24 protein-coding genes are annotated in these 23,866 nt (G+C 64.0%); 19 read left to right on the forward strand and 5 right to left on the reverse strand.

Going from position 1 to position 23,866, the window contains the following annotated elements:
• Nucleotides 1-256: 256 nt before the first annotated feature.
• A complete protein-coding gene (locus tag BC1002_RS02925) occupies nucleotides 257-874 on the reverse strand; it encodes a hypothetical protein (RefSeq protein ID WP_013088586.1) in 618 nt (205 codons plus the stop codon).
• A 320-nt stretch (nucleotides 875-1,194) separates the two neighbouring features.
• Here BC1002_RS02925 and BC1002_RS02930 point away from each other — a divergent pair, with 320 nt between their 5' ends.
• From BC1002_RS02930 to groL, 3 genes are all read left to right on the forward strand, one after another.
• Nucleotides 1,195-1,584 (forward strand): hypothetical protein, encoded by a 390-nt coding sequence (locus BC1002_RS02930; protein WP_013088587.1) that lies wholly within the window; start codon nucleotides 1,195-1,197, stop codon nucleotides 1,582-1,584.
• A gap of 415 nt (nucleotides 1,585-1,999) precedes the next feature.
• Nucleotides 2,000-2,290 (forward strand): co-chaperone GroES, encoded by a 291-nt coding sequence (gene groES, locus BC1002_RS02935; protein ID WP_008923887.1) that lies wholly within the window; start codon nucleotides 2,000-2,002, stop codon nucleotides 2,288-2,290.
• Nucleotides 2,291-2,343: 53 nt separating this feature from the next.
• Nucleotides 2,344-3,984, forward strand: coding sequence for a chaperonin GroEL (gene groL, locus BC1002_RS02940; protein ID WP_013088588.1), 1,641 nt, complete (start codon nucleotides 2,344-2,346; stop codon nucleotides 3,982-3,984).
• A 203-nt stretch (nucleotides 3,985-4,187) separates the two neighbouring features.
• Here groL and cysC read toward each other — a convergent pair whose 3' ends face one another.
• From cysC to BC1002_RS02955, 3 genes are all read right to left on the reverse strand, one after another.
• Nucleotides 4,188-4,826 (reverse strand): adenylyl-sulfate kinase, encoded by a 639-nt coding sequence (cysC, locus tag BC1002_RS02945; protein ID WP_013088589.1) that lies wholly within the window; start codon nucleotides 4,824-4,826, stop codon nucleotides 4,188-4,190.
• 26 nt (nucleotides 4,827-4,852) lie between these two features.
• Nucleotides 4,853-6,064 (reverse strand): sulfotransferase family 2 domain-containing protein, encoded by a 1,212-nt coding sequence (locus BC1002_RS02950; RefSeq protein ID WP_013088590.1) that lies wholly within the window; start codon nucleotides 6,062-6,064, stop codon nucleotides 4,853-4,855.
• A 309-nt stretch (nucleotides 6,065-6,373) separates the two neighbouring features.
• The gene (locus tag BC1002_RS02955; RefSeq protein ID WP_013088591.1) at nucleotides 6,374-7,240 is read right to left on the reverse strand and encodes a hydroxymethylpyrimidine/phosphomethylpyrimidine kinase; all 867 of its coding nucleotides are present in this window, start codon (nucleotides 7,238-7,240) and stop codon (nucleotides 6,374-6,376) included.
• Between the two features lie 294 nt (nucleotides 7,241-7,534).
• Between BC1002_RS02955 and BC1002_RS02960 the strand changes: the two genes are divergently transcribed.
• The 8 genes from BC1002_RS02960 (at nucleotide 7,535) to BC1002_RS02995 (ending at nucleotide 14,607) form a co-directional block, all read left to right on the forward strand.
• Nucleotides 7,535-7,705 carry a rubredoxin gene (locus BC1002_RS02960; protein ID WP_006047743.1) on the forward strand — a complete coding sequence of 57 codons (171 nt, stop codon included), beginning with the start codon at nucleotides 7,535-7,537 and terminating at the stop codon, nucleotides 7,703-7,705.
• Nucleotides 7,706-8,012: 307 nt separating this feature from the next.
• Nucleotides 8,013-9,419: a FimL-related protein gene (locus tag BC1002_RS02965; protein ID WP_013088592.1), complete on the forward strand. Its 1,407-nt coding sequence runs from the start codon at nucleotides 8,013-8,015 to the stop codon at nucleotides 9,417-9,419.
• Between the two features lie 306 nt (nucleotides 9,420-9,725).
• Nucleotides 9,726-10,304 (forward strand): YqgE/AlgH family protein, encoded by a 579-nt coding sequence (locus BC1002_RS02970; protein WP_013088593.1) that lies wholly within the window; start codon nucleotides 9,726-9,728, stop codon nucleotides 10,302-10,304.
• 10 nt (nucleotides 10,305-10,314) lie between these two features.
• Nucleotides 10,315-10,755, forward strand: coding sequence for a Holliday junction resolvase RuvX (ruvX, locus tag BC1002_RS02975; RefSeq protein ID WP_013088594.1), 441 nt, complete (start codon nucleotides 10,315-10,317; stop codon nucleotides 10,753-10,755).
• Nucleotides 10,742-11,281, forward strand: a complete 540-nt coding sequence (gene pyrR, locus BC1002_RS02980; RefSeq protein ID WP_013088595.1) for a bifunctional pyr operon transcriptional regulator/uracil phosphoribosyltransferase PyrR — start codon at nucleotides 10,742-10,744, stop codon at nucleotides 11,279-11,281. The genes ruvX and pyrR overlap by 14 nt, the downstream gene beginning before the upstream one ends.
• Before the next feature lie 63 nt (nucleotides 11,282-11,344).
• The gene (locus BC1002_RS02985; protein ID WP_013088596.1) at nucleotides 11,345-12,370 is read left to right on the forward strand and encodes an aspartate carbamoyltransferase catalytic subunit; all 1,026 of its coding nucleotides are present in this window, start codon (nucleotides 11,345-11,347) and stop codon (nucleotides 12,368-12,370) included.
• Nucleotides 12,371-12,430: 60 nt separating this feature from the next.
• Nucleotides 12,431-13,711 carry a dihydroorotase gene (locus BC1002_RS02990; protein ID WP_013088597.1) on the forward strand — a complete coding sequence of 427 codons (1,281 nt, stop codon included), beginning with the start codon at nucleotides 12,431-12,433 and terminating at the stop codon, nucleotides 13,709-13,711.
• A gap of 38 nt (nucleotides 13,712-13,749) precedes the next feature.
• Entirely contained in the window at nucleotides 13,750-14,607 is an 858-nt protein-coding gene (locus BC1002_RS02995; RefSeq protein ID WP_013088598.1) for a lysophospholipid acyltransferase family protein, read from the forward strand.
• A 36-nt stretch (nucleotides 14,608-14,643) separates the two neighbouring features.
• Here the strand turns inward: BC1002_RS02995 and BC1002_RS03000 are convergent, their stop codons facing one another.
• The gene (locus tag BC1002_RS03000; RefSeq protein WP_013088599.1) at nucleotides 14,644-15,516 is read right to left on the reverse strand and encodes a symmetrical bis(5'-nucleosyl)-tetraphosphatase; all 873 of its coding nucleotides are present in this window, start codon (nucleotides 15,514-15,516) and stop codon (nucleotides 14,644-14,646) included.
• A 241-nt stretch (nucleotides 15,517-15,757) separates the two neighbouring features.
• Between BC1002_RS03000 and BC1002_RS03005 the strand changes: the two genes are divergently transcribed.
• The 8 genes from BC1002_RS03005 to BC1002_RS03045 all read left to right on the forward strand — a co-directional run bounded on the left by BC1002_RS03005 (nucleotide 15,758) and on the right by BC1002_RS03045 (nucleotide 23,791).
• Nucleotides 15,758-16,669: a GDP-mannose 4,6-dehydratase gene (locus BC1002_RS03005; protein WP_041734556.1), complete on the forward strand. Its 912-nt coding sequence runs from the start codon at nucleotides 15,758-15,760 to the stop codon at nucleotides 16,667-16,669.
• A gap of 397 nt (nucleotides 16,670-17,066) precedes the next feature.
• Complete coding sequence (gene rfbB / locus BC1002_RS03010) at nucleotides 17,067-18,128, forward strand: dTDP-glucose 4,6-dehydratase (protein ID WP_013088601.1); 1,062 nt, start codon at nucleotides 17,067-17,069, stop codon at nucleotides 18,126-18,128.
• 10 nt (nucleotides 18,129-18,138) lie between these two features.
• Nucleotides 18,139-19,032, forward strand: coding sequence for a glucose-1-phosphate thymidylyltransferase RfbA (rfbA, locus tag BC1002_RS03015; protein WP_013088602.1), 894 nt, complete (start codon nucleotides 18,139-18,141; stop codon nucleotides 19,030-19,032).
• On the forward strand, nucleotides 19,017-19,568 hold the full coding sequence (gene rfbC / locus BC1002_RS03020; RefSeq protein ID WP_013088603.1) for a dTDP-4-dehydrorhamnose 3,5-epimerase: 552 nt from the start codon (nucleotides 19,017-19,019) through the stop codon (nucleotides 19,566-19,568). The genes rfbA and rfbC overlap by 16 nt, the downstream gene beginning before the upstream one ends.
• Before the next feature lie 9 nt (nucleotides 19,569-19,577).
• Nucleotides 19,578-20,504, forward strand: a complete 927-nt coding sequence (gene rfbD, locus BC1002_RS03025) for a dTDP-4-dehydrorhamnose reductase (protein WP_013088604.1) — start codon at nucleotides 19,578-19,580, stop codon at nucleotides 20,502-20,504.
• A gap of 267 nt (nucleotides 20,505-20,771) precedes the next feature.
• Nucleotides 20,772-22,187 (forward strand): mannose-1-phosphate guanylyltransferase/mannose-6-phosphate isomerase, encoded by a 1,416-nt coding sequence (locus BC1002_RS03035; RefSeq protein WP_013088605.1) that lies wholly within the window; start codon nucleotides 20,772-20,774, stop codon nucleotides 22,185-22,187.
• A 1-nt stretch (nucleotide 22,188) separates the two neighbouring features.
• Entirely contained in the window at nucleotides 22,189-23,007 is an 819-nt protein-coding gene (locus BC1002_RS03040) for an ABC transporter permease (protein WP_013088606.1), read from the forward strand.
• Nucleotides 23,008-23,011: 4 nt separating this feature from the next.
• Nucleotides 23,012-23,791, forward strand: a complete 780-nt coding sequence (locus BC1002_RS03045; RefSeq protein ID WP_013088607.1) for an ABC transporter ATP-binding protein — start codon at nucleotides 23,012-23,014, stop codon at nucleotides 23,789-23,791.
• Nucleotides 23,792-23,866 lie beyond the last annotated feature (75 nt).

Consider the following 23,866-nt stretch of genomic DNA (forward strand, 5'->3'; position numbering starts at 1 on the left):
GTGCTCAGCGCCCGGGACTGCACGGTGCGCTCGCCGGGCTTGTCGTCCGTATCGAACGAATCGATCGGCAGCGCATGGCACGCGGGACACGGCGAAAAGCGCCCCGGCAGCGGCACGCCGCAGTATGCGCAGTGATGGAAAAATGGCTGGTCGGAGGTCGAGTCGCGCGGCATGGCCGTGTCGCTCCACTGGCGCCGAAGGCCGGCGCCATCAAAAAGAATGAATGCGACGACGCTCGCAAGCGGCGTCGGCCGAACTACTGGACGACGTAACCGCGCGCCTGCATGCACGCGCCATAGGCGGCCCAATAGCGGGTCATCGGTGGCTCGGGCGCGGGCAGCGGCGGCAGCTTCACGTTCGACGCCGCGTTGGCCTGCGTCGAAGCGGCCGCCCCATCCGATGCGTCGGCTGCCGCGCTCGCGCCCGGTGCCGCCTCCGACGCGTTTGGCGGTGCATTCGCCGCCGCGGTGGCCGGCGCGCCTAGCGCGTTGGCTCCGGCCGCGGCTTCGTTCACGGGTTTCGCCGACGATGCGCCGCCAGGCGCTTGTGCGCCGGCGAGCGGCGCGCTCGCGGCTTCTGGCGCGCTCGCGTTCCACGGCAGCGGCGTGGCTGAGAAGGAACTGGGGGGAAGCGGCGGTTTCGACGGTACGCCGGTCGACGCACCTTTGGCCGCGGGCGGCCGACGCGGCGGAATCTGCGATTCGTGCGCCATGTTGACCCCGGTCACGCGGTTCGCCTCGGCGTAGCACATCGCGTTGTCGATGCTGCGCTCGTAAGGGCTCTGACTTCGGATCGGATAGGTGACCGGCCGCCACGCGAACGCGGCAGTGCTCGTCACCAACAGCGTCAGTACGGTATATGTTCTAAATGCCATCGCAGTCACTCCCGCAGCGATGTCTCGCCTTTTTGTGTTTGATTTCGTGTCGTGTTCGAGCTTGTTGTCGATGCCTGGCGCTCGTGCTTCTGTCGCGGCCTGCCGATAGGCCGTGGCGTTGCGGTGCCCGTGCCACGGCTCCCCGGACGGGCACGTCGCGGATGCCGCTTTAACGAGCGTAGCACCGCGGCTTGGCCGCGCGATGCATCGAATAGCGCGCGAAAACGCCATCGTGCAGTGCAATCAGGACACAATCGGCGAGGCGGCGTTGAAGATCGGGACAATCCCTGGTCGCCACGATGGATCGTCAGGAGTCGAAGATGAACAACCTATCGTATCGCTATCGACCGCTTTGTGCTGCGCTGTGTTGGTCGATGCTGTCGCTCGCCACGCCGCTCGCGAGCGGCGCGAGCGACGCCAACACGAGCGCGGAGACGGCGGGCGAGCGGGCGAGTTTCGCGCAGGCGTTTTGCGGCGCGTCGCCCGAGCGCATCGGCGCCTATAAGGAGCGGCTCCGAAAGGTGCTGACCGGAGCGACCAATTTCGACCAGCATTGGGACGCGGGCTGGCGTCGGGCCGACGACACCAATAGCCAGATGAACGCACTGCGCGAGCGAGATCCGAAGGAATTCGCCGCGCGTATCAAGGTCAATTGCGAACGGCTCAAGTGGATGGCGGGCAATGCGTTGCACCCGCCTGCGCAAAAGTGAGTCGAACGAGACGAGCCGGTCGGTGTCGCGAGCCGTTCGGGCCTGGCGACCTTATGTTCAGTGGGACGGGGTTTTCCCTGGAAACAGGAGATCCGACGGCATCGATTACGGTGCGCGGCTGCTGTTTGTCTGCGATATAGCCTCTTCGTCGTGCGGCGACAAGCCGAAAATCTCGCTGCAAGTGTTTGTTTTTCCTCGGGTTCGCCGCTCACGCTGATGACTGCGCCGCCGCTCCCGCGCCGCGCCGGTCGGGCAAAAACCCGTTCGCGGTGTCGCTGCTCCCCACTTCTTGAATTTGTCACTACCCGTCCATATAATTAGCACTCGCTGCACGAGAGTGCTAACAACATCTCCGGTTGGCTCTGCCACCCGGGTTTTCTCAGCGTTCTTCAGTCTCAATCAGAGAGGAGTATGTATGAACCTTCGTCCTTTGCATGATCGCGTGATCGTCAAGCGTCTGGATCAGGAAACCAAGACCGCGTCGGGCATCGTGATCCCCGAAGCCGCAGCGGAAAAGCCGGATCAAGGCGAAATCCTCGCAGTCGGCCCGGGCAAGCGCGACGACAAGGGCGCAGCCATCGCGCTCGACGTGAAGGTCGGCGACCGCGTCCTGTTCGGCAAGTACGCAGGCCAGACCGTCAAGGTCGACGGCAACGAACTGCTCGTGATGCGCGAAGAAGACATCATGGCCGTGGTGCAGAAGTAAGCGCAAGGTCGCTACTTCCCCGGTTATATCCAAAGTATTCAAGGAGTTAGAAGATGGCAGCTAAAGACGTCGTATTCGGTGATTCCGCCCGTGCCAAGATGGTCGAAGGCGTGAACATTCTCGCCAACGCCGTGAAGGTCACGCTGGGTCCGAAGGGCCGCAACGTGGTCCTCGAGCGCAGCTTCGGCGGCCCGACGGTCACCAAGGACGGTGTGTCGGTCGCAAAAGAGATCGAACTGAAAGACAAGCTCCAGAACATGGGCGCGCAAATGGTCAAGGAAGTCGCTTCCAAGACCAGCGACAACGCAGGCGACGGCACGACGACCGCTACGGTTCTCGCGCAATCGATCGTCCGCGAAGGCATGAAGTACGTCGCATCGGGCATGAACCCGATGGACCTGAAGCGCGGTATCGACAAGGCTGTTGCAGCCGCAATCGAAGAACTGCGCAAGATCAGCAAGCCGTGCACGACCAACAAGGAAATCGCCCAGGTTGGCGCGATCTCGGCGAACAGCGATTCGTCGATCGGCGAGCGCATCGCTGAAGCAATGGACAAGGTCGGCAAGGAAGGCGTGATCACCGTCGAAGACGGCAAGTCGCTGCAAGACGAGCTGGACGTCGTCGAAGGTATGCAATTCGACCGCGGCTACCTGTCGCCGTACTTCATCAACAACCCGGACAAGCAAGTTGCCGTGCTCGACAACCCGTTCGTGCTGCTGCACGACAAGAAGGTGTCGAACATCCGTGATCTGCTGCCGGTGCTCGAACAGGTTGCGAAGGCTGGCCGCCCGCTGCTGATCATCGCGGAAGACGTCGAAGGCGAAGCGCTCGCAACGCTGGTCGTCAACAACATCCGCGGCATCCTGAAGACCGTTGCTGTCAAGGCTCCGGGCTTCGGCGATCGTCGTAAGGCGATGCTGGAAGACATCGCGATCCTGACCGGCGGTCAGGTCATCGCTGAAGAAACCGGCCTGACGCTCGAGAAGGCAACGCTGGCTGAACTGGGCCAGGCGAAGCGTATCGAAGTCGGCAAGGAAAACACCACGATCATCGACGGCGCTGGCGAAGCAGCGAACATCGAAGCTCGCGTCAAGCAAGTGCGCAAGCAGATCGAAGAAGCGACCTCGGACTACGACCGTGAAAAGCTGCAAGAGCGCGTTGCCAAGCTGGCAGGCGGCGTTGCAGTGATCAAGGTCGGTGCTGCGACCGAAGTCGAAATGAAGGAAAAGAAGGCACGTGTCGAAGACGCACTGCACGCAACGCGCGCAGCGGTGGAAGAAGGCATCGTGGCTGGTGGCGGCGTCGCGCTGATCCGTGCACGTACGGCGATCGCCGGCCTGAAGGGCGCTAACGCCGATCAGGACGCAGGTATCAAGATCGTTCTGCGCGCAATGGAAGAGCCGCTGCGCCAGATCGTCACCAACGGTGGCGAAGAAGCGAGCGTCGTCGTGGCAGCGGTTGCTGCTGGCAAGGGCAACTACGGCTACAACGCAGCGACCGGCGAGTACGTCGACCTGGTCGACGCAGGTGTCGTGGACCCGACGAAGGTGACGCGCACGGCGCTGCAAAACGCAGCTTCGGTTGCTGGCCTGCTGCTGACGACCGACGCAGCTGTCTGCGAACTGCCGAAGGAAGATGCTCCGATGCCTGGCGGCATGCCCGGCGGCATGGGCGGCATGGGCATGGACATGTAATTCCGCTCGGGCCTCGTGGTCCGGCCGCGTGGTTGAATTGCCGCGCGTCTGGATCACGGACGAGGCCCGGCTGGAAGTCCATGTGGGGAAGTGCGCCGCGAGGCGTTTCTCCAAACGGAAAAACCCGCTTAGGCGGGTTTTTTCGTTTGTGGCCGACGTTGATGTGGCGGCCGGCGAGCCCTTCCGAACGCCCTTTGTCCGGTTCAGGCGCCCGCGACGTGAGCGGTACGATGAGCAGATCTTCCGAGACACTTTTCGCGCAGGTACTGGAAGATCTGCGCGACGCTTTGCGCGGGGCTCAGCGTTCCGGTGTCGACGTGCAGGTCAGGATCGATCGGTGCTTCATAGGGCGCTGATACGCCGGTGAACGAGCTGATCTCGCCAGACCTCGCTTTTGCATAAAGACCTTTGGGATCGCGGCTCGCGCAGGTGGCGAGCGAGGCGGACACATAGGTCTCGACGAACTTGTCGGCTCCGATGATCTCGCGCGCCATCGCCCGGTCTTCGCGTAGCGGCGAAATCAGCGCGGTAATCACGATCAGACCCGCATCGTTCATCAACTGGGCGACGTGCGCGACGCGGCGGATGTTTTCGCGCCGGTCGTCGCGCTCGAAGCCAAGGTCGCTCGCCAGACCGTGGCGGACGTTGTCGCCGTCGAGCACATAGCAGGCATGACCGAGCGCGATCAGCCGCTCCTCGAGCGCGAACGCCAGGGTCGATTTACCGGCGCCGGACAGGCCGGTCAGCCAGATCGTGGCGGGCGTCTGATCGAATATGCGTATGCGGTCCTGCACCGCGATCTTGCCGGGGAAGCGTTGCACGAAGCTGGGCGGCTCTTTCATGTATAAGTTCTCCTGACTCCGCTGGCTCACTCGCAGTGCCAGCCTTGTCGCCACGTGCCAGCGTTGTGCAGGCGTTCCGTGGAATCCGCGATCGTAACGCAAAAGCCTTCCGGAATGCCGTCCGGCAGCGTAATCGAAAATCCACTGTTCGAACTCGGATAGCCGGCGCTCGCCACATCGGGCCGCGGCTCGCCGCTGAGGCCGGTTGCGACGATCTGCGCGCCGATCCGCACCTCGAGCGGCACTTGCCGCTCGGGCTGGCTCAGGTTGATGGCCCAGCCGCGCACCACGCCGTCGCCCACCGTGTCGACGAAGCCGTCGAACAGGTCGACCTCCGGACGCCGCTGGCTTTGCGCGAATTCCAGGTAGGCGTTGATCGGCGCGAGGTCGAAGCGGCGGATCACTTCGTGCACGCGCGACAGGAATGAGCCGTCGAAGCCGAAAACCCAAGAACTGTAGACGTGCGGATTCTCGAGCTGATTTATTTCCGACTGAATCACGCGGACCAATTCGAGGGCATTCGAAAAGATGCTGCCCGTGTCTTTCGCATAAGCTTCGACGATCCGCGTGGCGTCGCGGAACAGTTCGTAATCAAGGCTATTGTCATCAATAAACTTTTGTCTGGCTGCATCGCTTAAGTGAGCCTTGCCTTTTGACGCGCCGCTGGTGCGATTCGCTTCGAAATAGAACGGCAATTTCATGCCGGTCGAACCGCAAAGCCGCAGTAAGAATTCGCTCATGTCCTCGCAGACGCCGACGGTGCTGATCTGTTCGCGCAAATGAATTCGCGCGACGGCAAGGCTCGCTTCGTTGACCGCCGGCTCGCCGCTCAGCATCTGCACGAACAGGTTCTTGCCGCCGAGCGATTCGCTGACCCACTCGTCGAGCGACAGCACGCCTTGCTGCGCCAGTGCCTCTTTGGTCGACACGCAGACACCGCGTGTGACCTCGCCGTTCTTGCCGTTCACCGCATACCGGTAGTGCGAGATCTGGCGCGCAAGCGGATCGCGCAGGATCGTGCAGTAGTCGACCGGATGTTTGATCAGCCGGTGAATGCCATACGGTTGATGGCCGCCGCCGATCCCGGTCTCCAGCAGCTTGGCGCGACAGGTTCCCCATCCATCCTCGTCCCAGGCAAAGTTAATGAATTGATCATTACCTTTATTCAAATCAAAACACGAAATAACGGTCGAACCGCCGCATTTCGGTGGATGGATAAAGAAGGTGGGAAAAGACATGTGGAGACATATGGGCGTTAGTGATGCGTAAAGTCTAGACAAAAGGTGTCATTGACGTTGTAACGTTTAATTACGCAGTAAAACGTATGGTTACCTCGGAGCGAGCAAGATTCATGCGCTTATGCGAAATAAATCGAATAAAACCGTCACGCGATGAACGGAGCGCGGCAGTATCGATAGCGATATGCAAATTGTGTTATCTGTTTTTAGATAGATCGAATCAAAGATCGCGCAAATCGCGAAAGATGCATTAAACAAAAAACCCGCTGAATAGCGGGTTTTTTAGTCGATTGCCGATGAATGACTAGGTCAGTGCCGCGCTTCTCCAGGCGCCGCGCCTTTGCCTTGCGCGGGCCGTGTTTCTTCTTCTTCGTCGCTGCTGCGTGCCCAGAAGAAGCGATCGGGCATGTACGCCCCCATGCCGGGCCGGAACGCGTTGCGCACCGCCTGATACAGATACTCCTGGCTTTCGCGCACCGCTTCCGCGGGCTCCTGACCGTTCGCGAGCAGCGCGGCGATCGCCGCGCCGAGCGTATCGGTCAGTCCCGTCAGCCGATGGGGCGCGCGGTCCCACATGTCCTGACGCAACTGGCCGTCCTCGCTGAACAGCGTATTGACGAGCCGGTGCGTGCCCGTTTCGGTCGACAGAATGTATTCGCAGCCCTGCGAAAGCAGGTGCGAGATCGCGGCGTCGAGGCTCGGTGCCTCCGCGTCGCCATCGGGCTGCGCGAGCGCGAGCAGCGTAGACGAGTCGGCGACCAGCAGCGTGGTTTGCGGCGCGAGCAGATCGGCGATCGCTTCGCGCAGTTCGTCGGCGGCGAGCACGTGTTCGTCGTCGAGCGTGAAGTCCGGGGCGAGGATCAGCGGGACATCGTCGTAGTCGGCGACCACTTCCGCGATCGCGCTGACCACTTCGGCGCGCGTGCACGCGCCGACCTTGAAGGCGGCGATCGGCATGTCCTCGAGCAGCATGCGCGCCTGCGTCGCGACGATGTCCGGGTCGAGGCCGGTCACTTCATCGCAGCTCGCGGAGTCGCGCACGGTATAGCCCGTGAGCACGGAAACGCCGTGGCAGCCCATGCTGGCAAGTGTCATCAGGTCCGCCTGCAGGCCGGAGCCGCCAGTGGGATCGGAGAGGCCGAAGGTGAGGACGATCGGAGGCGTGTCGCTGGGCATGAAAATGGATAAGAGCAGCAGGATTTCGGCGCACAGTGCGCAATTGGCTCAATTATGCGGCCTAAACCGTGGACAGGGCGTTTTTTCGCGCGGCTTGCCCGAGGGGGCGCTCTACCGTCCTGCTGGCCGCCCACGCGCGGCATGACGCCGCAAGGCGTGCCGGCACGGCAAGCGGGCGCCCCGCCGAAGGCCGGTCCACGCTACGATTGCGCGTTTTCGATTGCTAGGCATGGGGGCGGCAACACGGTACCATCATGGCTCCCGTTTCCACGGACTCAACGACGCGACAAAAGAATGGAATATCAAAGCTGGATGTGCCTGATTTGCGGCTGGATTTACGACGAAGAGGCCGGCTTGCCCGACGAAGGCATTGCGCCGGGCACGCGCTGGGAAGACGTGCCCATCAACTGGACGTGTCCCGAGTGCGGAGCGCGCAAGGAAGACTTCGAAATGGTCCAGATCTGAAGTACGGCGAGCTGCCGGAAGCTTCGGCCCCAAAACGGGGTCCCGAGGTTCGGTCCCGAACCTGAACCCTGAACTGAACCCTGAGCTTCAATTCCGAAAGTGAGCGGTGTCTTCACCGCACAATTGCTGCAATCGCTTGATGCGTCCGGCGCGCCCGGCGCCTGTCTGAGCGCGCTGGCGCGGAACATCGCCGCACGCGTCGTGTCGCAACGGTAGTCTGTCATTGTCCTGTCGCCGGTTCGCGCGGTGGCCGCTCCTCAGCACGCGGCGCGAAGCGACGGCCCCGTCAGCTTCGTGTCGCCTCCTCATGACTCTTCGATCCGCCGCACCCGTTTCCATCGATGCACTGCCGAACCCGCGCGGCGGCGCTGTCCGCCCCGCGGAACTGGCGCTCGCCGAGGCGTCGCTCGCGTTCGAGCAACGCCACGAGAGCGGTGCCGCGCTGCTGCGCGCGTCGCATGCATTGCGCACGGCGGGCTGGCTCAGCGCGCAGCGTTTCGCCGACGCGCTGGTGCGGCTCTCGCCGCTCGCGAGCGACGAGTCGGCGGAAGCGCAAAGCGCCCGGCCAGTGTTCGGCGCGGCGCTGCGCGACTTCCGCGCGGCGCTCGAACGTCACAATCTGCGCGAGCTCAGCTGCTCACCGACGCTGTTCCACCACTACCGCGAGCTGTGTTCGCAACTCGTCGAACCCGCGCCGGGCTCCATCGTCGCGTTCGAAGACCTCGCGCTGTGCGCGCGGCCGGTGCCGCCGGCGTCGCTGCACGCGCAATCGGCCGACCAGTTGGCACATCTGCGGGCACGCTACGAGCGCGCGTTGCTGCCGGTGCTGCGCTCGCAGGCCGACACCGGCAGCGCGGTGGCGCTTGCGGTCACGAACGCCGCGCTGGACGAGCTCGACGCCGTGTTAACCGAACTCGCCGGCCCCGATCCCTACGACTTCTGGCGGCTCGCGCGCGCCTGCGCAAAGGCGCTGCGCGCGCGCGGCCACGCAATTCGCGATATCGAAGCACGGCGCTTCTACGCGCGCTGCAATCTCGCGCTCGCCGATCACGCGCGCGGCATCGAGCGCGCGCCGCGTTCGCTGGTGCGCGCGACGCTCGCGCTGCTGTGGCGCGACTACGCGCTGTTCGGCGCGGCCGCGCAAGACGCCGACCAGGTCGAGGTGCTGCACGATTACGGCTTGACCGTCGACTGGCACGTCGCCGGCACGCAGTCGTCGGAAGCGCTGTGGGAGGCGCGCGCGCTCGAGGCGCAGTCGCTGCCGCACACGCGCGATCTCGGCGTGCTGAGCGTCAACGCGAACGCGTACGAAGATTTCCTGCAGACCGCCGAAGCGTCGATTGAGGCGCTCGCCGCCCATGCCCGCGCGGCCGATCAGCCGGAGAAAGCCGACCCGAGCGAAGCGCTGCAGGCGGGTGAAGCCGCCTACCGGCTCGGTTCGGCCGCCTGCGCGCTCGGCCTCGGTCACGTGGCGCTGCTCGCCGATGCGCTCGGTCTCGCATGGCGGCGTCGTGCGCATGCGGCCGTCGCGACGCCGGCGGTGCGCGCGCACGTGATCGTCGGCGCGCCGGCGGCCGACACGCTCGAGCAGGCCGCCGAGGCGTTGCGCGCGTCGCTGCACAAGGTCGCAGCAGGCGTTGGGCCGGCCGGCGGCAGTTTTACGCAGGCCGCGCACGCCGCGCTGACGCGCGCGATCGAGCAGGGAGGCGCGTAAAGCGCAGCAAAGCCAGACCAAACGCGCGACGTGGCGCGCTAATTGCGTCCGCAACGCGTCGACCCGCGCGCGCGGAATCCGCTGAAACCCACTGTGACAACTCACAATCCCGCTACTTCGCGACACGCGCCGAACCTGCCGTTCTACGCGGTGTTTCGGCGCCTGATCGCGGCATGGCGCGAGTCGCGCGCGTGATAGAGTGCAACATGATCCGGCGTCGTTGACGCCGCACGTAGCGTGCAACCAAGGCGTTGCAATGCTCAAAGCAGCCCGCCATCGCGCATCGTCTTTGCTAAAATCCGAACTATGTCCAAGAGTACCGATCGCATCAATCTGACCAACCAGTTCCTGATCGCCATGCCGAACATGGCCGATCCGACGTTTTCAGGAACGGTGGTCTACCTTTGCGATCACAGTGAGCGCGGCGCGCTCGGCCTCGTGATCAACCGGCCGACCGATATCGACCTGGAAGCGCTCTTCAATCGCATCGATCTGAAGCTCGAGATCGAACCTCTTCTCCATGTTCCCGTGTATTTCGGCGGCCCGGTGCAAACCGAGCGCGGCTTCGTGCTGCACGATCCGAAAGGCGGCAGCGCGTATACATCGTCGATGTCGGTGCCGGGCGGGCTCGAGATGACCACGTCGAAAGACGTGCTCGAGGCTGTCGCAAGCGGCAACGGTCCGGAGCGTTTCCTGCTGACACTCGGCCACGCCGGCTGGGGCGCGGGTCAGCTCGAAGACGAAATCTCGAAGAACGGCTGGCTGACGGTCGAGGCCGATCCGAAGATCGTCTTCGACGTGCCGGCCGAAGATCGTCTGGAAGCGGCGCTCGCGCTGCTTGGCGTGTCGCTGTCGATGCTGTCGGGCGAGGCTGGGCACGCATGAGGGGCCGCGCATGAATCTGCCGGCCGGACGTGAGGCGACGCTGCTTGCGTTCGACTACGGCGTGAAACGCATCGGCGTGGCGGTCGGCAATTCGCTGACGCGCCGCGCGCGGCCGCTCGTCGTCGTGCAGAACCGCAGCAAGGAGTACCGTTTCGAAGCGCTCGGCAAGCTGATCGCCGAATGGAAGCCCGATGCGCTGGTGGTCGGCCTGCCGATGCACCCCGACGGCACACCGCACGAGCGCACTCAGCTTGCGAAGCGCTTCGGCAATCAGCTTAACGGCCGCTTCAATCTGCCGGTCACGTGGGTCGACGAGCGCTACTCGTCGGTCGAGGCCGAGGCGGAAATCCGCGCCGGCAACGCCCGCGCCGACATGCTCGATGCCGAAGCCGCGAGCATCATCCTCCAGCAATATCTTGACGAACTTTCCGACGATCATGAGTTCCATTGACGCCGAAGCGCTGTATCGCGCGTTGCTCGATCAGATTCGCGCGGCCTATGGCGACCAGCTCGCCGCGGCGCAGCACGGCGCCCCCGCGGCGGTGCTGGCGGGTATCCACAGCGGCGGCGCATGGCTCGCCGAGCGGCTCGCGCGCGACCTGAACCTGCCGAACTTTGGGGTGGTGAATGTTGCGCTGCATCGCGACGACTACGCAAAGAAAGGGCTGCACGCGCAGGCGAGCCCGACCTCGCTGCCGTTCGCGGTCGATGGCAGCCGCATCGTGCTGGTCGACGACGTGCTGTACACCGGCCGCACGATTCGCGCGGCGGTAAACGAGCTGTATGACTATGGCCGGCCGGCATCGGTCGAACTCGCGGTGCTCGCCGATCGCGGCGGACGCGAGTTGCCGGTGGCGGCGCGCTTCGTCGGCGGCGTGGTCGACGTGCCGGCCGACGCGACGCTCGTGCTGGCCCATGAAGACGACGGCGCGGGCGGCCAGCGGTTCTCTTTTCACACTGAAGCACGCGTCGATTGAAACTCGCGCGACCGACGCGCCGACCTCGATCACGTTGAAGCCCGTATTTGAAGCAGGTACATCATGAACACCGCCACCCAGGCTCCGCAAGATTCCTCCGCTAGCGCATCAGAGCGCTTCCGCTACGGCTTCCTGAAGGGCAACCCGCAGCTCACGAAGAACGGCGAGCTCAAACATCTGCTGTCGATCGAGGGCTTGCCGAAGTCCATCGTCAATCACATTCTCGAAACCGCCGACCAGTTCGTCAGCGTGACCGATCGCGAAGTGAAGAAGGTGCCGCTGTTGCGCGGCAAGTCGGTGTTCAACCTGTTCTTCGAAAACTCGACGCGCACCCGTACCACGTTCGAAATCGCCGCCACGCGGCTGTCGGCCGACGTGCTGAATCTGAACATCAACGCGTCGTCGACGAGCAAGGGCGAATCGCTGCTCGACACGATCAACAACCTGTCGGCGATGCACGCGGATCTGTTCGTCGTGCGTCATGCGTCGAGCGGCGCGCCGTTCCTGATTGCGCAGCATTGCGCGCCGCACGTGCATGTGATCAACGCCGGCGACGGCCGTCACGCGCACCCGACGCAGGGTCTGCTCGACATGTACACGATTCGCCACTACAAGAAGGACTTCACGAAGCTGCGCGTGGCGATCGTCGGCGACATCCTGCATTCGCGCGTCGCGCGTTCGGACATTCATGCACTGACCACGCTCGGCGTGCCCGAAGTGCGCGCGATCGGTCCGCGCACGCTGCTGCCGGGCGGACTCGAACAGATGGGCGTGCGCGTGTTCCACAACCTCGACGAAGGCCTGAAGGACGTCGACGTGATCATCATGCTGCGCCTGCAGAACGAACGCATGAGCGGGGCGTTGCTGCCGTCGTCGCAGGAGTACTTCAAGAGCTGGGGGCTGACGCCCGAGCGTCTCGCGCTCGCCGCCCCGGATGCAATCGTGATGCACCCCGGCCCGATGAATCGCGGCGTCGAGATCGACTCGCAAGTCGCGGACGGCCCGCAATCGGTAATCCTGAATCAGGTGACGTTCGGTATCGCGGTGCGCATGGCGGTGATGGGGATCGTCGCGGGCAATAACGACTGAGCGACGACTGATCAGAAAGCCGAAGCACAGGCTGAACCACAGGTTTAACAAAGGCAGCGCATGAAGATTCATATTCAAGGCGGCACGCTGATCGATCCGGCAGCGGGCACCGAACAGCAGCAGGACATTTTTATCGAGGCGGGCAAGATCGCCGCCCTCGGCCAGGCGCCGGCCGGCTTTCGGGCGGAGCGCACGCTTGACGCCCACGGTCTGTCGATCGCGCCGGGTCTCGTCGACTTGTGCGCGCGTTTGCGCGAGCCTGGCTACGAGCACAAGGCGACGCTCGGCTCGGAAATGGCCGCGGCGCTCGCGGGCGGCGTGACGAGCCTCGTATGTCCGCCGGACACCGATCCGACGCTCGACGAACCGGGCCTCGTTGAAATGCTGAAGTTCCGCGCGCGCAATCTGAACAAGGCGCACGTGTATCCGCTCGGCGCGCTGACGGTCGGTCTGAAGGGGCAGGTCATCACCGAGATGGTCCAGCTGACCGAGGCGGGCTGCGTCGGCTTCTCGCAGGCCGATACGCCGATCGTCGATACCCAGGTGCTGATGCGCGCGCTGCAATACGCGAAGACCTATGGCTTCACCGTGTGGCTGCGTCCCGTCGATGCGTATCTCGGCAAGGGCGGCGTCGCCGCGAGCGGCGCGCTGGCGTCGCGGCTCGGTTTGTCGGGCGTGCCAGTGTCGGCTGAAACGATCGCGCTGCATACGATCTTCGAACTCGTGCGTGTGACCGGCGCGCGCGTGCATGTGTCGCATGTGTCGTCGGCGGCGGGCGTCGCGCTCGTGCGCGCGGCGAAGGCCGAGGGCCTGCCAGTGTCGTGCGACGTCACCGTGAACCATGTGCATCTGATCGACCTCGACATCGGCTATTTCGACGCGCAGTTCCGGCTCGATCCGCCGCTGCGCCAGCAGCGCGATCGCGAAGCGATCCGCGCGGGTCTCGTCGACGGCACGATCGACGCGATCTGCTCCGCGCACACGCCGGTCGACGACGACGAAAAGCTGCTGCCGTTCGCCGAAGCGACGCCCGGCGCGACCGGCCTCGAGCTGTTCCTGTCGCTGACGGTCAAGTGGGCCGACGAAGCGGGCGTGCCGCTCGCGAGCGCGCTCAATCGCATCACCGCGGCGCCGGCGCAGGTGCTCGGCCTCGAAGCGGCTGGCCGCATCGCGGTCGGCGCGGTGGCCGACCTCTGTGTGTTCGACCGTCATGCTCACTGGCGCGTCGAGCCACGCGCGCTGAAGAGCCAGGGGCACAACACGCCGTTCCTCGGCTACGAACTGCCGGCACAGGTGCGCGCGACCGTCGTGTCCGGTCAGCTCGCGTACGAACAGCGCTGAGCGGTATCGTTTCGGTCCAGTCAAGGAAAGCCCCGTCCATGAAGCTCGCGTTACGCAAGATCCGTCTCATCACGCATCTGCTGCACGGCATGTGGACCGTCGCGACGCGCTTTCCGAACGCGAGCGCCGAGCGGCGTCATGCGCTCAATCGCGCGTGGTCGCTGAAGATGCTGCGGCTGTGCGGCATGCGCCTCGTCGTGCATAACGATGCGGTGCGGCTCGATCGTGGCGCGCTCGTCGTCGCCAATCACATCTCGTGGATCGACATCTACGTGATCAACGCGTGGCGGCCGACGCCGTTCGTGTCGAAGGCGGAGATCCGGCAATGGCCGGTGGTCGGCTGGCTCGCGCAGCAGCTCGATACGGTGTTCATCCAGCGCGAGAAGCGCAGCGACGCGAAGCGGATCATGCACGAACTCGCCGATCGCCTCAGTGTGGGTGAACTGATGTGCGTGTTCCCCGAAGGCACGACGTCGGACGGGCTCGAGTTGCTGCCGTTTCACGCGAACATGTTTCAGGCGGCGGTGTCGGCCGGTGTGCCGGTGCAGCCGCTGTGCATCATGTACGAGGACGCGCAAGGCCGGCAGTCGACGGCACCCGCGTATATCGACGATGTGTCGTTGTCCGACTCGCTCGACATGCTGTTGCGTGGCGGTCCGCTGACCGCTCACGTCTATGTCGGCGCACCGCTCGCGCCGAACGCCGACCGGCGGGTGCTCGCGGCGCAGGCTCAGCAAGTGGTGGCGAACGCGTTGCGGGACATGCAGGCCGGCAACGCAGTGGTGGGAACGGTCGCGCAAGTGGGCGACGTTGTAGACGCTGCCGCGTCGAGCGATGCTGCCGAAACGCCGGAAACGCTGATCGAGCCCGTCGATCAGCCGCGCCGCTCGGCCTGAGCGGCAGCGCTGCGGCGTAGCGTTGCCCTCGTCTGTTTAATTGCCCCCGCGCGGCACGCCGCACGAATCGCAATCGACTTGCGTCAACGTGCGCTCCGCCGGATTTGGCGCGAGCCGTACCGCCGACAGCTTCTGCCCCCACACGCAACCCGAGTCGAGGCCGATCAGGTTGTCGCGCAACATCAGGCCGAGCGCGGCCCAATGACCGAACACCACGGTCACGTCGGCGGTCTGGCGCGACGGCACGTCGAACCACGGCATGCAGCCGCTCGGCGTGGATGCGAGCGTGCCGCTGCTGCTGAAATCCATCACCCCGTCGGCGCTGCAAAAGCGCATGCGCGTCAACGCGCTGCACGTGACACGCAGACGCTCGATTCCCTTCAGGCCCGGCTTCCAGCGGTTCGGCTCGTTGCCGTACAGGCCGGCAAGCGTTTCTTTCCAGTCCGGCGCACGCAGCGCGCGTTGCAATTCGTCGGCGAGTTCCAGCGTCAGCGTCGTATCCCATTGCGGCAACACGCCCGCATGCACCATCAACATGCCGTTGTCGAAATGCGCGAGCGGCCGGTGGCGTATCCATTCGAGCAGATCGGCGGCATCGGGCGCAGCGAGGATGTCTTCGATCGTGTCGCCTTTCTTCGACTTGCGAATCCCCGCCGACACCGACAGCAGATGCAGATCGTGATTGCCGAGCACCGGCACCGCGCGCTCGCCGAACGCGATCACGTCGCGCAAGGTGTCGAGCGAGTCGGGGCCGCGGTTGATCAGATCGCCGGCGAACCACAGCGGTGTGCCGTCCGGCGGCGCGGCTTTGGCGAGCAGTTGCTGAAACGGCGCACGGCAGCCTTGCAGATCGCCGAAAGCAAGCGGAACGAGAGGAGCGGACGTACTGGAAGCGTTGTGGGGTGTCATCGAGGAAATCAAAACGATTCGATACGCGCGGTGTGTTGCACGACGGTGCCACGCTGGCCAGAGCAGCAAGCTAGCGTGACATAATAGCCCGTTTGGGGTTCGGATATCGCGCGATCACATTGCGGGACGCGGGTGGAGCACCACCGTCACACGGCAAAGCGACGGCAAAGCGGCAACCACGCATGAACCGCGCGCTATTCCAATACAACAACAGGATGACTCTCTCGTGAACGAAGCCAGCATGTCGTCTCCCGCCGCGAAGCAATCATTTCGCACGCTCGTCACCGGTGCGAACGGGTTTACCGGCCGCTATCTGGTCGAGAAGCTGATCGGGCGTGGCCACACCGTGATCGAAGCGGTGTCCGGCCGTGACGAACCCGACACGCCGACACGCGTCAAGCTCGATATCACGTCGCCTGAAGACTGCCGGCGCGCGCTCGACGCCGTGCGGCCCGATTACATCGTGCATCTGGCCGCGATCAGCTTTGTTGGGCACAATGACCCGCTCGACTTCTATCGCGTCAACGTGATCGGCACGCAGAACCTGCTCGAAGCCTGCGCCGCGATCGGTCATGTGCCGCGCAAGCTGCTGATCGCAAGCAGCGCGAACGTGTACGGCAACGTCAGCAGCGCCGCGATCGACGAGAGCTTTGCGCTGACGCCGGTCAATCATTACGCGGCTAGCAAGGCGGCAATGGAAGCGCTGGTGCGCACCTGGTTCGACCGTCTGCCGATCCTGATCGTGCGGCCGTTCAACTACACCGGCCGTGGCCAGGCGGTGAACTTCCTCGTGCCGAAGATCGTCAGCCACTTCGCGCGGCGAGCGGCATCGATCGAACTCGGCAATATCGACATCGCGCGCGATTTCTCCGACGTGCGTTATGTGGCGAGCGCCTACGAGGCGCTGCTCGACTCCGACGTCGCAGCGGAAATTGTCAACGTCTGCACCGGCACGCCGTACTCGTTGCGTGAGATCCTGGCGACCGCAAGCGAACTCACCGGTCACGACATCGAAGTCCAGGTCAATCCCGCCTTTGTCCGGCAGACGGACGTCAAGATGCTTGCCGGTTCGCCCGCCAAAATGCAGTCGCTGGTGCCGGCGGTCGAGTCGATTCCATTCATCGATACGCTGCGCTGGATGCTCGCGGCCTGAGCGCGCTCGCGCGAGCAATCGGCTGATGGGGTGGATCGAAGGGCCGCGTTTGCGGCCTTTCGTGGCGCTTTCGCGGTCCTTCCTCTTCGTTTCGCAACCTTTTCGCGCGGCGCCGCAAAGTATGTCGTGCAGATCATTACAAGCGGCAAAATGCGCGTAACCGCACCGAAAATCCCCATTTTGCAGGCCAGCGGCAACGAATTCTGTCAAGCTGTTTCAAGTTGTTAGGGTTCTAGTTTTTGCATTGGGCAGCTTTATAATTGGGGCTTCATAAAATTGGCGTCTGAGTGTCCGCTCTCGGCGGGACGCGTCGGACGACCAAAGAAACGGACACCACGCGGGGTGAACAGGTCGCAAGTTCTTCGCTGCCTGTCACTAACATCGACAAGGGAATTACATGATCCTGGTAACGGGCGGTGCCGGCTTTATCGGCGCTAATTTCGTGCTCGACTGGCTGAATGCGTCGGACGAAGCGGTGCTCAACGTAGACAAACTGACCTACGCCGGCAACCTGGGCACGCTGAAGTCGCTACAGGGCAATTCCAAACACATTTTCGCGCGCGTCGACATCTGCGATCGCGCCGCGCTCGACGCGCTATTGGCCGAACACAAGCCGCGCGCCGTGCTGCATTTCGCGGCCGAGAGCCATGTGGATCGCTCGATTCACGGTCCGGCAGATTTCGTGCAAACCAATGTGGTCGGCACCTTCACGCTGCTCGAAGCGACGCGCAGCTACTGGAACACGCTGGGCGAAGCGGAGCGCGCCGCGTTCCGCTTCCTGCACGTGTCAACCGACGAAGTGTTCGGTTCGCTGTCCGCAACCGATCCGCAGTTCTCCGAAACGACGCCTTATGCGCCGAATAGCCCCTATTCGGCGACCAAGGCCGGCTCGGATCACCTCGTGCGCGCCTACCATCACACGTACGGCCTGCCGGTGCTGACCACCAACTGCTCGAACAACTACGGCCCGTACCAGTTTCCCGAAAAACTGATTCCGCTGATGATCGCCAACGCGCTCGGTGGCAAGCCGCTGCCGGTGTATGGCGACGGGCAGAACGTGCGCGACTGGCTGTACGTCGGCGACCACTGCAGCGCGATCCGCGAAGTGCTCGCGCGCGGCACGCCGGGCGAAACATACAACGTCGGCGGCTGGAACGAGAAGAAGAATCTCGAGGTCGTGCACACGCTGTGCGACCTGCTCGACCAGCAGCGTCCGAAGGCGGCGGGCTCCTATCGCGACCAGATCACCTATGTGACGGATCGTCCGGGTCACGACCGCCGTTACGCGATCGATGCCCGCAAGCTCGAGCGCGAACTCGGCTGGAAGCCGGCGGAAACGTTCGAGACGGGGCTCGCCAAAACGGTCCAGTGGTATCTCGACAACCAGCAATGGGTCGACGAAGTCGCTTCGGGCGAATACCGGAAGTGGGTCGAGACCAACTACGCGCAGCGCGCGTAAAGGCACGGCAATGGCGCGCAAAGGCATTATTCTCGCGGGCGGTTCGGGCACCCGCCTGTATCCGATCACGCACGTCGTCTCCAAGCAGCTGCTACCGGTGTACGACAAGCCGATGATCTACTACCCGCTGTCCACGCTGATGGTGGCGGGCATTCGCGACGTGCTGATCATCTCCACGCCACAGGACACGCCCCGCTTCGAGGCGATGCTCGGCGACGGCAGCCAGTGGGGCATGAACATCCAGTACGCGGTGCAGCCGTCGCCGGATGGGCTCGCGCAGGCGTTCATCATCGGCCGCGAGTTCGTGAACAACGATCCGTCGGCGCTGATTCTCGGCGACAACATCTTCTACGGCCACGATCTCGCGAAGCAGCTCGAACGCGCCGACGATCAGACCGAAGGCGCCACCGTGTTCGCATATCACGTGCAGGACCCGGAGCGCTACGGCGTGGTCGAATTCGACAAGCAGTTCCGCGCGTTGTCGATCGAGGAAAAGCCGGCCAAGCCGCGTTCTAACTACGCGGTCACGGGTCTGTACTTCTACGACAAGCAGGTCTGCGACATCGCCGCAGACATCAAGCCGTCCGCGCGCGGCGAGCTCGAAATCACCGACGTGAACTCGCGCTACCTCGCGAACGCGGCGCTCAACGTCGAGATCATGGGCCGCGGTTATGCGTGGCTCGACACCGGCACGCACGACTCGCTGATCGAAGCGGCGACCTTCATCGCGACGCTGCAGAAGCGCCAGGGTCTGGTGGTCGCGTGTCCGGAAGAGATCGCGTACCGGCGTCAGTGGATCGACGGCGAGCAGCTGCTCGCGCTCGCCAAACCGCTCGCGAAGAATGCCTACGGGCAATATCTGCAAAACATTCTCACGGATCACGTCGCATGGCCATCCAGGTAACCGCAACCTCACTGCCCGAAGTCAAGATCATCGAGCCGAAGGTGTTCGGCGATGCGCGCGGCTTCTTCTTCGAAAGCTTCAATGCGCTCGAATTCGCCGAGAAGGTCGAGGCCGGTGTCGAGTTCGTGCAGGACAATCACTCGCGCTCGGCTCGCGGCGTGCTGCGCGGTCTGCACTATCAGATCCAGCATGCGCAGGGCAAGCTCGTGCGCGTGGTCGAGGGCGAGGTGTTCGACGTCGCCGTCGACATCCGCAAGAGCTCGCCGAACTTCGGCAAATGGGTAGGCGTGACGCTGTCGGTCGAAAACCACCGGCAACTGTGGGTGCCGCCCGGTTTCGCGCACGGCTTCGTCGTGCTGTCGGAGTCCGCGCAGTTCCTCTACAAGACCACGGATTATTGGTTCCCGGAGCACGAGCGCAGCATCGTGTGGAACGATCCGGCGATCGGCATCGAATGGCCGATCGACTTCGAGCCGCTGCTCGCGGCCAAGGACGCGGCGGGCAAGCGTCTCGCCGACGCCGAAGTCTACGCATAAGGGGATCGCATGAGCGCACACCACGCGACACGGACGATTCTCGTCACCGGCGTAAACGGCCAGGTCGGCTATGAACTCGCGCGCACGCTGCAAGGGCTCGGCAACGTGATCGCGGTCGACCGCTCGCGGGTCGATCTGTCGAACCTCGATCAGATTCGCGAGGTGGTGCGCGACGTGCATCCCGCGCTGATCGTCAATCCGGCCGCTTACACGGCGGTGGACAAGGCCGAAGAAGAGCGTGACCTCGCGATGCGCATCAACGGCGAAGCACCGGGCGTGCTCGCCGAGGAAGCGAAAAAGCTCGGCGCCGCGCTGATCCACTATTCGACCGACTACGTGTTCAACGGCACGAAAGAAGGTGCGTACGTTGAAGACGATCCGACCGATCCGCAGAACGTCTACGGCGCCAGCAAGCTCGCGGGCGAGCAGGCGATCGCGGCGAGCGGCGCGAATCACCTCGTATTGCGCACGAGCTGGGTATACGGCACGCGCGGCAAGAACTTTCTGCTGACGATGCTGCGGCTCGGCGCCGATCGTCCCGAGCTGAAGGTGGTCGCCGACCAGATCGGCGCGCCCACCTGGTGCAACACGATCGCGACGCTGACCGCGCATCTGTGCGCGCAGTCCTTCGCCGCCGACGACAGCGCGAAGTGGTGGAACGAGCGTTCGGGCATCTATCACCTGTGCGCGGGCGACTCCACGTCGTGGCACGGCTTCGCGTCCGCGATCTTCGAACTCGCGGATTTGCCGAACAAGCCGAACACACTGCCGATTCCCGCCGCGGATTACCCGACGCCGGCCAAGCGCCCAGCCAATTCCAGAATGTCGAACGACAAGCTGGCGCGCGTGTTCGGGCTGGCCGCGCCGCATTGGCGCGACGCGCTGAAGCTGTGCTTGACGGACGGTTTTCCGAAGTCACCGGCGGCGCGCGCCTGAGCCGCGGATTCGACGCGGCGGCTTGCAAGCGCCGATGCGGCGAAGCATGCCGCGCAGGCCGCTCGCGATGACGCCGCCGTGGCCCTGAAGCGCTCGAAGCGATGGTTCCCTGACAATGATGAAAGGGTGCGGCGGTAGAATGTCGCTCGACGTGAGGGCATTCCCGGCGCGGATTTGGCGTTCCATGCGCAGTAGATTGCAAACGTGCGCGTCAACCGTGCGCAAGCCAGTATGGCAGCGTAAAAAATACGGTATTGAGAGGGATCTGTGAGTTTGTTACCGATCATTCTGTGCGGTGGAGCGGGATCGCGGCTCTGGCCAGTCTCGCGCGAATCGCATCCGAAGCCGTTCATCCGACTCGCGGACGGCGAAAGCCTGCTGCAGAAAGCCTTCCTGCGCGCGGTCGCGTTGCCCGGCGTGAAGGAAGTGCTCACGGTAACCAACCGTGAGCTGTTCTTCAAGACCGAAGATGATTTCCGCGAGGTGAACCGCAAGAACATCGCGACCTCGTTCATTCTCGAACCGTTCGGCCGCAACACCGCCGCGGCGGTTGCCACGGCGGCTTTGCACACCGCGAAGGCGCATGGCGAAGACACGGTGATGCTGGTGCTCGCCGCCGATCACCTGATCGCGGATCAAACCGCGTTCGCCGCAGCGGTCGCGCGTGCGCAGACGCTCGCGCAGGCCGGCAACGTGGTGACCTTCGGCATGCGTCCGGATACGCCCGAAACCGGCTACGGCTATATCGAAGCCGATGGCGAGCGGGTCGTGCGCTTCGTCGAGAAGCCGTCGCTGGAGAAGGCCCGCGAGTATCTGGCGTCGGGCAAGTTCGTGTGGAACTCGGGCATGTTCTGCTTCACCGCGGGCACGATCCTGAAGGAAATGCGCGAGCATTGTCCGGACATTCTCGATGCCGCGGCCGAATGCGTGGACAAGTCACCGTCCGCCGAAGGCAAGAGCGGCGGGCAGGTGCGTCTCGAGCCGGGCTGCTTCGGCGCGGTGCCGGAGCTGTCGTTCGATTACGCGGTGATGGAGAAGTGCGAGCACGCGGCGGTCGTGTGCTGCGATCTCGGCTGGACCGACGTCGGCTCATGGACCGCGCTGTCCGACCTGTCGCCGGCCGATGCGAGCGGCAACCGCGTCGAAGGCGAGGCGCTGCTCGTCGACGTGAAGAACTCGTATCTGCGCAGCGCCGGGCGTCTGATCGGCGCGGTCGGCGTCGACAACCTGATCGTGATCGACACGCCGGATGCATTGCTCGTCGCGCACCGGGACCGCGCGCAGGACGTGAAGCAGATTTTCGCGGAGCTGAAGTCGCGCGGCCACGAGACGTACAAGGTGCATCGCACCGTGCATCGGCCGTGGGGCACGTACTCGGTGCTCGAAGAGGGGCCGCGCTTCAAGATCAAGCGCATCGAGGTGAAGCCGGGCGCGAGCCTGAGCCTGCAGATGCATCATCACCGCAACGAGCATTGGGTCGTGGTGAGCGGCATGGCGAAGGTCGTCAACGGCGAGAAGGAATTCTTCGTGTCGACCAACGAGTCGACCTATATCCCGGCGGGTCACAAACATCGCCTCGAAAATCCGGGCGTCGTCGAGCTGGTGATGATCGAAGTGCAAAGCGGCGAATACCTGGGCGAAGACGATATCGTTCGCTTCGAAGACATTTACGGACGTACTTGAGATGGATATCAGTTTTACCAACGACTCGGAAGACCTGACACGTCACAACGAGCGCGACGACCTGCTGGTCGGCATGAAAGCGGTGCGGGTCTGGGGCACGCTCGGCTGGCACGACATCCGGCAGCGTTATCGCCGCTCGGTGCTCGGGCCGTTCTGGTTCACGCTCAGCACGATCATCATGGTGGTCGTGCTCGGCGCGTTGTATTCGACGCTGCTGAACCAGGAAATCTCGGACTACCTGCCGTATCTGGCGGTGGGTCTCGTCGTGTGGGCGTATCTGGCGTCGGTCGCCAACGAGGGCTGCATGGCTTTCATCGGCTCGGCCTATCTGATCAAGCAGATCAGGCTGCCGTTGACGGTCCACGTATGCCGCATCGCGTGGCGCAACTTCGTGATCCTGCTGCATAGCCTGCCGGTCGTCGTCGTGCTGCTGTTCGCGTTCGGTCACTGGCAGGGCTGGGAAATCTTGCTGGTGCCGTTCTCGCTGGTGATCCTGCTGCTGCACGGCGTGTGGCTCGGCGTCACGCTCGGCGTGCTGTGCGCACGCTTTCGCGATATTCCGCCGATCGTCACGAACCTGATCCAGGTCGTGTTCTTCTTCACGCCGGTCATGTGGTCGCCGGAAATCCTGAAGGACCGCGCGTGGGTCGCCGAATACAACCCGCTGTACCACCTGATCGAAACGGTGCGCGCGCCGCTCACCGGCCGCCCGACCCACTGGGAGTCGTGGGCTTGGTCGATTGGTCTGTTGATCGTCGGATTTGCGTTCGCGCAGATCCTGATGAAGCGTTTCCGTAATCGCGTTCCTTACTGGCTTTGATATTGTGAGTTCTTCATCGATTGTCGCTCGTAACATCTCCGTCGAATTTCCGATTTACGAGAACTCGCATCGCTCGCTGAAAAAGGCGGTGCTCAATCTGACGACAGGTGGCCGGATCGGCCAGGACGCGGGTCGCCATGCGATCGTCCGCGCGATCGACGACCTGAGCTTCACGTTCAGCGAAGGCGAGCGCATCGGTCTGATCGGCCACAACGGCTCGGGCAAGACGACGCTGTTGCGCACGCTGTCGGGCGTCTATGCGCCGGTGCGCGGCGAGCTGAAGGTGCAGGGCAAGATCGCGTCGCTGCTCGACGTGTCGATGGGCCTCGACCCCGACGCGACCGGCTTCGAAAACATCTATCTGCGCGGCATTCTCGACGGGCTGAAGCCCGCGCGCATCCGCAGCAAGATCGACGAGATCGCCGACTTCAGCGAACTCGGCGACTATTTGAATCTGCCGGTGCGCACCTATTCGAGCGGGATGATGCTGCGCCTCGCGTTCGCGATCTCGACGAGCGTCGAAGCCGACATCCTGATCATGGACGAATGGCTGAGCGTCGGCGACGCCGAGTTCAGCGTGAAGGCGGCCGAGCGTCTGGAGGGCCTCGTCGGCAAGGCGGCGCTGCTGGTGGTGGCGTCGCACGATCCGTCGCTGGTCGCGCGCGTGTGCAACCGCAAGATCTCGATGGAGCACGGCAAGATGGTCGCAGACGAACCCGTGCTGCCGCCGCCGGAACCGACCGACGAGCCGCTCATCAGCCACACCGCGCAGTTGCCGCACTGAGCACACGGGCGCGCGGCCGGCGCGGCGCGTTGCGCGCCTGCCGCATGCGCGCCGAAGCGCGAAGTGCGCGCTGCG

It is taken from the genome of Paraburkholderia atlantica (genome assembly GCF_000092885.1).
Lineage (GTDB): Bacteria > Pseudomonadota > Gammaproteobacteria > Burkholderiales > Burkholderiaceae > Paraburkholderia > Paraburkholderia atlantica.

Coding starts and splice junctions, on each gene's coding strand:
- BC1002_RS02925 (WP_013088586.1), bottom strand. CDS start 874: ATGGCATTTAGAACATATACCGTACTGACGCTGTTGGTGACGAGCACT.
- BC1002_RS02930 (WP_013088587.1), top strand. CDS start 1,195: ATGAACAACCTATCGTATCGCTATCGACCGCTTTGTGCTGCGCTGTGT.
- groES (WP_008923887.1), top strand. CDS start 2,000: ATGAACCTTCGTCCTTTGCATGATCGCGTGATCGTCAAGCGTCTGGAT.
- groL (WP_013088588.1), top strand. CDS start 2,344: ATGGCAGCTAAAGACGTCGTATTCGGTGATTCCGCCCGTGCCAAGATG.
- cysC (WP_013088589.1), bottom strand. CDS start 4,826: ATGAAAGAGCCGCCCAGCTTCGTGCAACGCTTCCCCGGCAAGATCGCG.
- BC1002_RS02950 (WP_013088590.1), bottom strand. CDS start 6,064: ATGTCTTTTCCCACCTTCTTTATCCATCCACCGAAATGCGGCGGTTCG.
- BC1002_RS02955 (WP_013088591.1), bottom strand. CDS start 7,240: ATGCCCAGCGACACGCCTCCGATCGTCCTCACCTTCGGCCTCTCCGAT.
- BC1002_RS02960 (WP_006047743.1), top strand. CDS start 7,535: ATGGAATATCAAAGCTGGATGTGCCTGATTTGCGGCTGGATTTACGAC.
- BC1002_RS02965 (WP_013088592.1), top strand. CDS start 8,013: ATGACTCTTCGATCCGCCGCACCCGTTTCCATCGATGCACTGCCGAAC.
- BC1002_RS02970 (WP_013088593.1), top strand. CDS start 9,726: ATGTCCAAGAGTACCGATCGCATCAATCTGACCAACCAGTTCCTGATC.
- ruvX (WP_013088594.1), top strand. CDS start 10,315: ATGAATCTGCCGGCCGGACGTGAGGCGACGCTGCTTGCGTTCGACTAC.
- pyrR (WP_013088595.1), top strand. CDS start 10,742: ATGAGTTCCATTGACGCCGAAGCGCTGTATCGCGCGTTGCTCGATCAG.
- BC1002_RS02985 (WP_013088596.1), top strand. CDS start 11,345: ATGAACACCGCCACCCAGGCTCCGCAAGATTCCTCCGCTAGCGCATCA.
- BC1002_RS02990 (WP_013088597.1), top strand. CDS start 12,431: ATGAAGATTCATATTCAAGGCGGCACGCTGATCGATCCGGCAGCGGGC.
- BC1002_RS02995 (WP_013088598.1), top strand. CDS start 13,750: ATGAAGCTCGCGTTACGCAAGATCCGTCTCATCACGCATCTGCTGCAC.
- BC1002_RS03000 (WP_013088599.1), bottom strand. CDS start 15,516: ATGACACCCCACAACGCTTCCAGTACGTCCGCTCCTCTCGTTCCGCTT.
- BC1002_RS03005 (WP_041734556.1), top strand. CDS start 15,758: ATGTCGTCTCCCGCCGCGAAGCAATCATTTCGCACGCTCGTCACCGGT.
- rfbB (WP_013088601.1), top strand. CDS start 17,067: ATGATCCTGGTAACGGGCGGTGCCGGCTTTATCGGCGCTAATTTCGTG.
- rfbA (WP_013088602.1), top strand. CDS start 18,139: ATGGCGCGCAAAGGCATTATTCTCGCGGGCGGTTCGGGCACCCGCCTG.
- rfbC (WP_013088603.1), top strand. CDS start 19,017: ATGGCCATCCAGGTAACCGCAACCTCACTGCCCGAAGTCAAGATCATC.
- rfbD (WP_013088604.1), top strand. CDS start 19,578: ATGAGCGCACACCACGCGACACGGACGATTCTCGTCACCGGCGTAAAC.
- BC1002_RS03040 (WP_013088606.1), top strand. CDS start 22,189: ATGGATATCAGTTTTACCAACGACTCGGAAGACCTGACACGTCACAAC.